Origin of the sequence: Micromonospora sp. NPDC049203 (assembly GCF_043197215.1) — a bacterium.
In the GTDB taxonomy this organism is placed as follows: Bacteria; Actinomycetota; Actinomycetes; order Mycobacteriales; family Micromonosporaceae; genus Micromonospora.
On sequence record NZ_JBICSV010000001.1, the window covers coordinates 988,144 to 999,000 of the forward strand.

The following is a 10,857-nucleotide window of genomic DNA, read 5'->3' on the forward strand; positions in this document are numbered from 1 at the left end:
AGGCGGGCGCGGCCCGGGGCGGGAATGATGGCCGGGTGCGGTTCCTTCACGGCGCGGTCCCCGCGCACGACCTGACCTACAACGACGTCTTCATGGCGCCCAACCGTTCGGAGGTGGGCTCCCGGCTCGACGTCGACCTGGCCACCACCGACGGGACCGGCACCACGATCCCGCTCGTGGTGGCGAACATGACAGCCGTCGCGGGCCGGCGGATGGCCGAGACCGTGGCGCGACGCGGCGCGGTGGCGGTGATCCCGCAGGACATCCCGATCGAGGTCGTCGCCGACGTGGTCGGCTGGGTCAAGCAGCGGCACCTGGTCTACGACACGCCGATCACGCTCGGCCCGACCGAGACCGTCGGCGACGCGATCCACTTGCTGCCGAAGCGTTCGCACGGCGCGGTGGTGGTGGTCGACGCGGACGGGCGGCCGATGGGCGTGGTGACCGAGGCGGACACCGTCGGGGTGGACCGCTTCGCCCAGCTCCGGCACGTGATGTCGACCGAGCTGCACACCGTTTCGGCGGACGCGGACCCGCGTACCGGGTTCGACCGGCTGTCGGCGGGCCGGCGGCGGATCGCGCCGGTGGTGGACGGCGACGGCCGCCTGGTCGGGGTGCTGACCCGGCAGGGGGCGCTGCGCGCCACGCTCTACACCCCGGCCGTGGACGACCGGGGGCGGCTGCGGATCGCGGCCGCCGTGGGCATCAACGGTGACGTCACGGGCAAGGCCGCCGCGCTGCTGGAGGCCGGTGTGGACACGCTGGTCGTGGACACCGCGCACGGGCACCAGGAGCGGATGCTCCAGGCGCTGCGGGCGGTCCGCCGGCTGGACCCGCCGGTGCCGGTGGCGGCCGGGAACGTGGTAACCGCCGACGGGGTACGCGACCTGGTCGACGCGGGCGCGGACATCGTGAAGGTGGGCGTCGGGCCGGGCGCGATGTGCACCACCCGGATGATGACCGGCGTGGGCCGCCCGCAGTTCTCCGCCGTGCTCGACTGCGCCGCCGCGGCCCGTTCGCTGGGGCGGCACGTCTGGGCCGACGGCGGCGTACGGCACCCGCGCGACGTGGCGCTGGCGCTGGCGGCGGGCGCCTCGAACGTGATGATCGGCTCCTGGTTCGCCGGCACCTACGAGTCCCCCGGTGACCTCTACACCGACGCCGACGGGCGGCGCTACAAGGAGAGCTTCGGCATGGCGTCGTCGCGTGCGGTGAGCGCCCGTACGGCCGAGGACAGCGCGTTCGACAGGGCCCGGAAAGCGATCTTCGAGGAGGGCATCTCCTCGGCCCGGATGTATCTGGACCCGAACCGGCCCGGGGTCGAGGACCTGATCGACGAGATCATCTCCGGCGTGCGCAGCGCGTTCACGTACGCGGGCGCGCGCAGTCTGGAGGAGTTCCACGAGCGGGCGCTCGTCGGCGTGCAGAGCGCCGCCGGGTACACCGAGGGAATGCCGCTGCCGACGAGCTGGTGACGCGGCTCAGCTGAACAGCCGCCTGATCACGGTACGGGCGGCGGCCTCCGGGTCGTCGCCCACCCGTGGCGGCAGCGCGCCGGAGAGCCAGAGCGTGGCGAAGCCGTGCACTATCGACCAGGCGGCCAGCGCGTCCGCGTCCGGCTCCCGCCCGGTGTGCCGGGCCACCCCGCCGCGCAGCAGCTCGCCGGACCGGGCCCGGGCGGCGACCAGCTCCGGGTCGTCGGCCCGGTACAGCTCGGGCCGGAACATGACGTCGAAGTGCGCGCGGTGCCGCACCGCGAACCCGACGTACGCCACACCGGTGTCGAGCAGGTCGTCGCCGGCCTGCCGGAGCGCGTCGGCGAGCAGGTCGAAGCCCTGGGTGGCGAACGCGGTGAGCAGCCCCGCCTTGTCGCCGAAGTGGTGCGCGGGCGCGGCGTGCGAGACCCCGGCCCGGCGGGCCAGCTCACGCAGGCTCAGCGCGGCCGGCCCGGACTCGGCGATCGCCTCGGCGGCGGCGCTCAGCAGGACGCGGCGGAGGTCGCCGTGGTGGTACGAGGCCATGCCGCCACCCTAACTTGTCATTGACAAGATGGCACCCGTCGCGGAATCTTGTCACCGACAAGATTCCGCGTCGGAGGGACTGACCATGGCACCGCTGATCGCACTCCTCGCCGGCACCGCGCTGGCCCGGATCGCCGGCCTGCTCGGCGTGGACGCCCTGGACGGGTGGCACCCCGCGCTGCGGGTCGGGCTGGCGCTGATGATGGTGCTGACCGGCGTGGCCCACTTCGCGTCCCGCCGGGCCGACCTGATCGCGATGGTCCCGCCGTCGCTGCCCCGGCCCGACCTGCTGGTCACCGTCACCGGCGTACTGGAACTCGCCGGCGCGCTCGCCCTGCTGGTCCCGGCCACCGCACGTCCGGCGGCGGCCGGGCTGGCGCTGCTGATGCTCGCCATGTTCCCGGCGAACGTGTCGGCCGCGCGGCGCGGGCTCACGCTCGCCGGGCGCCCGGTGACGCCGATCGGCGTCCGTACCCTGCTCCAGGTCGTCTTCGTGGGCGCCGCGCTGGCGGTGGCCCTCGGCGGGTGACCGCAGCGAGGGCCGGGCCCGACCCGGCGGCCCGCCGGAACGAGACCGGCGGGCCGCACGGGACCCGGCTCAGGCGCGGGCCGGCTCCGCCTCGGCGGGCGAGGCGTCCCCGGCCTCGCCGTGCCGGACCGTCGGCAGGCGCAGGCAGGCGACCAGGCCGATCAGCAGGAATCCGGCCCCCGCGAAGGCGGCGTACCGGGTGGCCTCGGAGAACGCCTGCTTCGCCTCCTCGGCGATCGGTGCGGTGCGCGGGTCCGCCTCCAGCCCGCCGATCGCCGCGCCGGCACTCTCCTTGACCGCGCTCACCACCTGGTCCCGCTGGGCGGGGGTGAGCCCGGGCTGGTCGGCCAGGCGGTCACCGAGGATACCGCCGAGGCCGGCGAAGAGGACGGTGCCGAGCACCGCGATGCCGAGCGCGGAACCGACCTGACGGGCGGTGCTCTGCAGGCCCGAGCCCTGGCCGCTGCGGCGCACCGGCACCTGCGACAGGGAGACGCCGGTGAGCTGGGCGGTGGCCAGGCCGACGCCGAGGCCGTAGACGAACAGGAAGCCCAGCGGCGCCCACCAGCTGGTGTCCGGCGCGACCACGAGCCCGAGTCCGATCACGCCGACGACCTCGGCGGCGACGCCGAGCTGGACCACCCGGGCGGCACCCCAGCGCTGCGTCAGCGGCGCGCCCATGCCGCTGGCCAGGAAGCTGCCGACGGCGAGCGGCAGCAGCGCCAGGCCGGTGCGGAAGGCGCTGTAGCCGAGCACGTTCTGGAACCACAGCGGAAGCGCGAACAGCAGTCCGAGCTCGCCCAGGCTGACGATCGCGGCGGCCAGGATGCCGTTGCGGAACGAGCTGATGCCGAACAGCGACAGGTCGAGCAGTGCGGGGCGGCCGGACCGGTTGCGGCGTACCTGCTGCGCCAGGAAGATCCCGAGCGCGACGAGGCCGACCAGCGCGGAGACCGGGACCGGCGAGATCGACGCGGTCCAGTCCAGCCCGAACAGGCTGAACGGCCGCTCCCGCTCCCACCAGCCGTAGGTGCGGCCCTCGATCAGGGCGAAGACCACGCCGGTCATGCCGATCACCGAGAGCAGCGCGCCGAGCAGGTCCAAGCCGCGTTCGGCCTGCTCGTCGCGGGACTCGGCGACCAACACGAGCGTCGCCACGATCACGGCCAGGCTGACCGGGACGTTGATGCCGAAGGCCCACCGCCAGGAGTACGTGGTGGTGAGCCAGCCGCCGAGCAGCGGCCCGAGCGCCGCCGCGCCACCGATGGTGGAGCCCCAGACGGCGAACGCGATGCCCTTCTCCCGGCCGGTGAAGTTGGCGTTCAGCAGGGAGAGCGAGGTGGGCAGCATCATCGCCCCGCCGATGCCCTGGAGCACCCGGGACGCGATGAGCGTCTCGCCGGAGCCGGCGAGCGCCGCGAGCACGCTGGCCACCACGAACACGGTGACGCCGACGAGGAACATCCGCCGTCGCCCGGACCGGTCGGCGAAGCGGCCGGCGACCAGCAGCAACGCGGCGAAGACCAGGGTGTACGCCTCCTGCACCCACTGCGCGTCGGTGGAGGTGATGTCGAGGTCCCGGATGATCTGCGGCACCGCGACGTTCACGATTGTCGCGTCCACGATGATCATCGCCACGCCGAGGCTGATGGCAAGTAGCCCGAACCAGCGTCCGCGCCCGTCGCCGCGCATTGCGCCCCCCCCTTTAGCTAGATTCTCTAGCTACCTGAGATGCTAGCTTTATCCCATGGAGGGGGTGCCGTCAAGCGGGGAGCCGACGCCGGCCGCGCCGCCGAGCAGCGAGACTTCCCGCGCGCTGCGCGACGTGCTGCGGATCGCCGGTGACACCCGGGCCGCGCTGGCCCGCCGCCTGGGCCTCAACGCCACCGACGCGGCGGCGATCGACCACCTGGTCTCCAGCCCGGAGCCGCTGGGCCCGGTCGAGCTGGGCAACCGCCTCGGCATCCGCTCCGCCTCGGCGACCACGCTCGTCGACCGGCTCGTGCAGGCGGGCCACGTCACCCGGACCCCGCACCCGCACGACCGGCGTCGACTGAGCCTCCAGGTGACCGAGAGCGCCGTCGGCGAGGTGCTGGAGGCGCTCCGCCCGATGCTCGTCGGCGTCGACCGGGCGGTCGCCCGGCTCACCCCCGAGCAGGCCGAGGCCACCACGGCCTTCCTGCGCGAGGTCACCGAGGTGATGCGGGAGTACGTCGCCACCGCCCCGGACGAGCCGTCGCGGGCCCGCCCCGACCGCCGCTGAGGAGATTCTCAGAATTAGTTTGGGCCCTGATGGTTCGGGAGCTAACCTGACGCTCGTGAACATGGGCCCGCTCGTCCGCTTCCCCGACGCGTTGCACCACGCGCCACTCGGCCGGCTGATCTCGATCGCCGGTCACGTCGTCGAACAGCACTGGGGGCGTTACCTCGCCGAACACGGGCTCACGTCCGCCGGCATGCGGGTCCTGATGATCCTCCTGCGGGCCGGCGAGGTGAGCCACCGGGAAATGGCCGAGCTGTGCTTCGTCCGGCCCGCCACGCTCACCGGCATCGTCGACACGCTGGAACGCGACGACTTCGTCAGCCGCCGTCGCGCCCCGGAGGACCGCCGCACGGTCCGGCTCGCCCTGACCGACAAGGGCGGCGAGCACGCCCGCGCCATCATCGACATGATTCACAGCGACCGGCCGTTGACGTCGGTCGACGCCGACCCGGCCAACCGGGCGGTGATCCGCCAGTTCCTGATCGAAATCATCACCGGCATGTCCGACGGGGACCTCCGTCGGTTGAACCGGGACAGCGAGTCCGACACCGAGCCGCCGACGGGGAGCCATCCGTGTTGATCCGCCTGCTCCGCACACATCTGCACCCGTACCGACGATGGCTGGCCGCCGTGGTGGCGTTCCAGTTCGTCGGCACGATCGCCTCGCTCTACCTGCCGAGCCTGAACGCCGACATCATCGACCGGGGCGTCGCGGTCGGCGACACCGACCAGATCATGCGTACGGGCGGGTGGATGCTGCTGGTCAGCCTGCTCCAGATCGCCTGCTCGATCGCCGCCGTCTACTTCGGCGCGAAGACCGCCATGGCGTTCGGCCGCGACGTGCGCGGCTCGATCTTCCGGCGCGTCAACAGCTTCTCCGCCCGCGAGGTCGCCCGGTTCGGAGCGCCGTCGCTGATCACCCGCAACACCAACGACGTCCAGCAGGTGCAGATGCTGGTGTTGCTGAGCTGCACCATGCTGGTGGCCGCGCCGATCATGAGCGTCGGCGGCGTGGTGATGGCCCTGCGCGAGGACGTCGGGCTCTCCTGGCTGATGCTGGTCTGCGTACCGGTGCTGGCCGTCGCGCTGGGCCTGATCATCCGCCGGATGGTCCCGGGCTTCCGGCTCATGCAGACCCGGATCGACACCGTCAACCGGGTGCTGCGCGAGCAGATCACCGGCATCCGGGTGGTCCGGGCGTTCGTACGGGAGCCGTACGAGACCGACCGGTTCCGGGCCGCGAACACGGACCTGACCGCCACCGCGCTGCGGATCGGGCGGCTCCAGGCGCTGATCTTCCCGATCGTGATGCTGGTGCTGAACGTCTCCAGCGTCGCGGTGCTCTGGTTCGGCGCGGCACGTGTCGACTCCGGCCAGATCCAGGTCGGCGCGCTCACCGCGTTCCTGCAATACCTCATGCAGATCCTGATGGCGGTCATGATGGCCACCTTCATGCTGATGATGGTGCCCCGGGCGGCGGTCTGCGCCGAGCGCATCGAGGAGGTGCTCGACACCGACTCGTCGGTGGTGCCGGCAGCCGACCCGGTCACCGAGGTCACCGGCCGGGGCGAGCTGGAGTTGCGCGGCGCCGGGTTCCAGTACCCGGGCGCGACCGCGCCGGTGCTGCACGACATCTCGTTCCGGGCCGAGCCGGGCCGGACCACGGCGATCATCGGATCCACCGGCGCCGGCAAGACCACGCTGCTGACGCTCATCCCCCGCCTGGTCGACCCGACCGCCGGCGCGGTCCTGGTCGACGGCGTGGACGTACGGGATCTCGCCCCGGACGAGCTGTGGCGGCGGATCGGGCTGGTGCCCCAGCGGCCGTACCTGTTCACCGGCACCGTCGCCAGCAACCTGCGCTACGGCAACCCGGACGCCACCGACGCCGAACTGTGGGCCGCCCTGGAGATCGCCCAGGCGCGCGACTTCGTCGCCGAGATGTCGGGCGGGCTGGAGGCGCCGATCGCGCAGGGCGGCACCAACGTCTCCGGCGGCCAGCGGCAACGCCTGGCCATCGCCCGCGCGCTCGTCCGCAAACCGGAGATCTACCTCTTCGACGACTCCTTCTCCGCGCTCGACCTCGGCACGGACGCCCGGCTGCGGGCCGCCCTCAAGCCGGTCACCGCGGACGCGGCGGTGGTGATCGTGGCCCAGCGGGTCTCCACGATCGTCGACGCCGACCAGATCATCGTGCTCGAGGACGGGGGTGTCGTCGGGATGGGACGACATGAGGAACTGCTGGAGAGCTGCCCCACGTACGCCGAGATCGTCGCGTCGCAGCAGACGGCGGAGGTGGCCGCGTGAGCGCGAGGAGTGAGCCGGGGTTGCGAGCCCCGCAGTCGCGAACGAACGGGGGCACAGCGTGAGCGGGGGGAACGGCGGGACGCCGTCGGTTCCGCAGCAGAAGAACGAGCCGAACCGGCTGCCGCCGGCCGGGCGGCGGCCCGGCGGTGGCCCACCGCACATGAGCATGGGCATGCCGGCCGAGAAGGCGATGAACTTCGGGCCGTCGGCACGCCGGCTGCTGGGGCGGCTGCGGCCGTACCGGCTCCAGCTCACCGGCGTGCTCGCGCTGGCCCTGGCCAGCGTCGGGCTCAGCGTCATCGGGCCGAAGGTGCTCGGGCACGCCACCGACATCATCTTCAGCGGGGTGATCGGGCGGCAGCTTCCGCCCGGCACCACCACCGAGGCGGCGGCGGAGGCGGCCCGCGCCGAGGGCAACGGCAACTTCGCCGACATGCTGGCCCGGATGGACGTGATCCCGGGCACCGGCATCGACTTCGACGCGCTGGGCCGGGTGCTGGCGTTCGCCGTCGTGCTCTACGTCGGCGCGAGCATGCTCCAGTGGGCGCAGGGCTGGGTGCTCAACGGGGTGGTGCAGCGCACCGTGCTGACGCTGCGCGCCGACGTGGAGGACAAGCTCAACCGGCTGCCGCTGCCCTACTTCGACAAGCAGCCCCGCGGTGAGCTGCTGAGCCGGGTCACGAACGACATCGACAACGTGTCGCAGACGCTCCAGCAGACGCTGAGCCAGCTGCTCACGTCGCTGCTCACAGTCGTCGGCGTACTCGGGATGATGTTCTGGATCTCGCCGCTGCTGGCAATCGTCGCGCTCGTCGCGGTGCCGCTGTCGGTGGTGGTCACCGGCCAGATCGCCAAGCGCTCGCAGGGCAAGTTCATCGCCCAGTGGAAGCACACGGGCGAGCTGAACGGCCAGATCGAGGAGGCGTACACCGGGCACGAACTGGTGAAGGTCTTCGGCCGGCAGAAGGAGGTCGAGGCCGCCTTCCACGCCAAGAACGAGGAGCTGTTCCGGGCCGGCTTCGGCGCGCAGTTCGTCTCCGGGCTGATCATGCCGGCGATGTTCTTCATCGGGAACCTCAGCTACGTCGCGATCGCCGTGGTCGGCGGCCTGCGGGTGGCGTCGGGCTCGATGAGCCTCGGTGACGTGCAGGCGTTCATCCAGTACTCGCGGCAGTTCACCCAGCCGCTCACCCAGGTCGCGTCGATGGCCAACCTGCTGCAGTCCGGGGTGGCCTCGGCCGAGCGGGTCTTCGCTGTGCTCGACGCCGACGAGCAGAGCCCCGACCCGGCCGAGCCGGCCCGGATCGCCGACCCGCACGGGCGGGTCGAGTTCGAGCACGTCTCCTTCCGGTACGACCCGGAGAAGCCGCTCATCGACGACCTGTCGCTGGTCGCCGAGCCGGGCCACACGGTGGCCATCGTCGGTCCCACCGGCGCCGGCAAGACCACGCTGGTCAACCTGGTCATGCGGTTCTACGAGCTGGACGCCGGGCGGATCACGCTGGACGGGGTGGACCTCTCCACGATGCGCCGCGACGAACTGCGCGGCCGGATCGGCATGGTGCTCCAGGACACCTGGCTGTTCGGCGGCACCATCCGGGACAACATCGCCTACGGACGCCCCGACGCCACCGAGGAGGAGATCCTCGCCGCCGCCCGGGCGACGTTCGTCGACCGGTTCGTCCGCAGCCTGCCGGACGGCTACGACACGGTGATCGACGAGGAGGGCAGCAACGTCAGCGCCGGGGAGAAGCAGCTCATCACCATCGCCCGCGCGTTCCTGGCCGAGCCGTCGCTGCTGATCCTGGACGAGGCGACCAGCTCGGTGGACACCCGGACCGAGGTGCTGCTCCAGCGGGCCATGGCGGCGCTGCGCTCGGACCGGACGAGCTTCGTCATCGCGCACCGCCTCTCCACCATCCGCGACGCCGACCTGATCCTGATGATGGAGCAGGGCCGGATCGTCGAGCAGGGCACCCACGACCAGCTCGTCGCCGCCGGTGGCGCGTACGCCCGGCTCTACCGGGCGCAGTTCACCGGCGCGGTGATCGAAGACGAGATCCCGGCGCCCACCCCGGCCGGCCCTCCGGCGGGAATGCGTGCCGGTGCCGGCACGCCGGCCGGGAACTGACGTGGACCCGGCCACAGGTCCGGCACCGGTCGGTGTCCGGGTGCCTTACCGGCACCCGGACGGGCCGGAGTCAGGCCGGCGGGAGCAGCCCCGCCGACCGGCTCGCGACCACCGCGCCGACCAGGCCCAGCGCCTCGGCGGCGGGCATCGGGTCGAGCACCCGGCCGTCGCGCAGGCGCAGCGAGACCGAACCGTCGGCCACCTCCCGGGGGCCGAGGACCCCGGTGTACGGGACTCGGCGGCGGGACGCGTCCCGGATCCGGGCGCCGAGCGAACCGGCGTGGTCGACCTCGGCCCGCAGCCCGGCCGCCTCGGCGCGGCGGGCCAGCGCGACGGCCGCGTCGGCCTGCGCCGCGTCCACCGGCAGCAGCAGCACCTGCACCGGGGCGTACCAGGCCGGGAACGCGCCCTGGTGCACCTCGATCAGGTACGCGAACAGCCGTTCCATGCTGCCGACGAGGCTGCGGTGCACCATCACCGGCCGTTTCCGGCGGCCGTCCGAGTCGGTGTACGACAGGTCGAACCGTTCCGGTTTGTCGAAGTCGAGCTGGACGGTGGAGATGGTCGACTCCCGGCCGGCCGCGTCGACGATCTGAATGTCGATCTTCGGCCCGTAGAACGCGGCCTCGCCCGGCGCCTCGACGACGTCCACCCCGTCGAGCGCGGCGCGGAGCAGTTCCTCGGCCCGCCCCCAGCCGGCGTCGTCGCCCACGTACCGCCGGCCCGGCCCGCGCAGCGACAACCGGAACCCGGCGGGACGGACGCCGAGCGCGGCGTGCGCCTCGCCGATCAGCCGCAGGATCTCGCGGACCTCGTCGCCGACCTGCTCCAGCGCGCAGAAGTTGTGCGCGTCGTTGAGCGAGATGGCTCGTACGCGAGACAGCCCGCCGAGCACCCCGGAACGCTCGGCCCGGTACATCCCGCCCAGCTCGGCGACCCGCAGCGGCAGCTCCCGGTAGGAACGCCCACGGGCCCGGAACACCAGCGCGTGGTGCGGGCAGAGCGCCGGGCGCAGCACGAACTCGTCGTCGGCGCTCAGCCGCATCGGCGGGAACATGTCGTCGGCGAAGTAGCCCAGGTGCCCGGAGAGCTCGAACAGCTCCCGTTTGGCCAGTGGCGGGGAGTAGACGTGCCGGTAGCCGGCCCGGCGCTCCAGCTCCCGCACGTACTCCTCGACGGCGTGCCGGGCGGCGGCGCCGGCCGGCAGCCAGATCGGCAGCCCGGCGCCCGCGAGCGGGTCGGAGACGAACAGCTCCAGCTCCCGGCCGAGCCTGCGGTGGTCGATCATGTCGCTCTCCTTGATCGGGTACGACCCGGAGGCGAGCGGGCCCGGAACGCCGCGAGGCCCCGGAGCGGATCGCCCCGGGGCCTCGTCGACGGAAACGTCAGTGCGGCACGCCGGGAACACCCGGCGTCGTCGTTACTACCGCGCTACGCATGCCCTGACGCTAGACGCGCGGGCGTCGATGGCGCACCTGAAATATGGAGAGTGGGGGGGGGGGGGGGGGGGGGGGGGGGGCGGGCGGGCCCGCCCCCCCCCCCCCCCCCCCGCCCCGCCCCCCCCCCCCCCCCCCCCCCCCCCCCCCCCCCCCCCCCCCCCCCCCCC

Annotated in this window: 9 protein-coding genes; 6 read left to right on the forward strand and 3 right to left on the reverse strand. The window is 73.0% G+C overall.

Annotated elements, in window-relative coordinates; all coding sequences use genetic code 11:
- Positions 1–35 precede the first annotated feature (35 nt).
- Positions 36–1,475 carry a GuaB1 family IMP dehydrogenase-related protein gene (locus ACGFIA_RS04635; protein ID WP_357470048.1) on the forward strand — a complete coding sequence of 480 codons (1,440 nt, stop codon included), beginning with the start codon at positions 36–38 and terminating at the stop codon, positions 1,473–1,475.
- A 6-nt stretch (positions 1,476–1,481) separates the two neighbouring features.
- Here the strand turns inward: ACGFIA_RS04635 and ACGFIA_RS04640 are convergent, their stop codons facing one another.
- A complete protein-coding gene (locus ACGFIA_RS04640) occupies positions 1,482–2,021 on the reverse strand; it encodes a TetR/AcrR family transcriptional regulator (RefSeq protein WP_393258549.1) in 540 nt (179 codons plus the stop codon).
- Positions 2,022–2,106: 85 nt separating this feature from the next.
- Here ACGFIA_RS04640 and ACGFIA_RS04645 point away from each other — a divergent pair, with 85 nt between their 5' ends.
- Complete coding sequence (locus ACGFIA_RS04645; protein WP_357470045.1) at positions 2,107–2,550, forward strand: DoxX family membrane protein; 444 nt, start codon at positions 2,107–2,109, stop codon at positions 2,548–2,550.
- Between the two features lie 69 nt (positions 2,551–2,619).
- Here the strand turns inward: ACGFIA_RS04645 and ACGFIA_RS04650 are convergent, their stop codons facing one another.
- A complete protein-coding gene (locus ACGFIA_RS04650) occupies positions 2,620–4,242 on the reverse strand; it encodes a DHA2 family efflux MFS transporter permease subunit (RefSeq protein WP_393258554.1) in 1,623 nt (540 codons plus the stop codon).
- A 55-nt stretch (positions 4,243–4,297) separates the two neighbouring features.
- On the opposite strand from ACGFIA_RS04650, the gene ACGFIA_RS04655 reads away from it, so the two are divergent.
- The 4 genes from ACGFIA_RS04655 (at position 4,298) to ACGFIA_RS04670 (ending at position 9,251) form a co-directional block, all read left to right on the forward strand.
- Entirely contained in the window at positions 4,298–4,813 is a 516-nt protein-coding gene (locus ACGFIA_RS04655; protein ID WP_357470039.1) for a MarR family transcriptional regulator, read from the forward strand.
- 61 nt (positions 4,814–4,874) lie between these two features.
- Positions 4,875–5,393, forward strand: a complete 519-nt coding sequence (locus ACGFIA_RS04660; protein ID WP_357381799.1) for a MarR family transcriptional regulator — start codon at positions 4,875–4,877, stop codon at positions 5,391–5,393.
- The gene (locus ACGFIA_RS04665; protein ID WP_357381539.1) at positions 5,387–7,120 is read left to right on the forward strand and encodes an ABC transporter ATP-binding protein; all 1,734 of its coding nucleotides are present in this window, start codon (positions 5,387–5,389) and stop codon (positions 7,118–7,120) included. Before ACGFIA_RS04660 ends, ACGFIA_RS04665 begins: the two co-directional genes overlap by 7 nt.
- Positions 7,121–7,292: 172 nt before the next feature.
- The gene (locus ACGFIA_RS04670) at positions 7,293–9,251 is read left to right on the forward strand and encodes an ABC transporter ATP-binding protein (RefSeq protein ID WP_393258620.1); all 1,959 of its coding nucleotides are present in this window, start codon (positions 7,293–7,295) and stop codon (positions 9,249–9,251) included.
- A gap of 70 nt (positions 9,252–9,321) precedes the next feature.
- Here the strand turns inward: ACGFIA_RS04670 and thrS are convergent, their stop codons facing one another.
- Entirely contained in the window at positions 9,322–10,539 is a 1,218-nt protein-coding gene (gene thrS / locus ACGFIA_RS04675) for a threonine--tRNA ligase (RefSeq protein ID WP_393258558.1), read from the reverse strand.
- Positions 10,540–10,857: the final 318 nt, after the last annotated feature.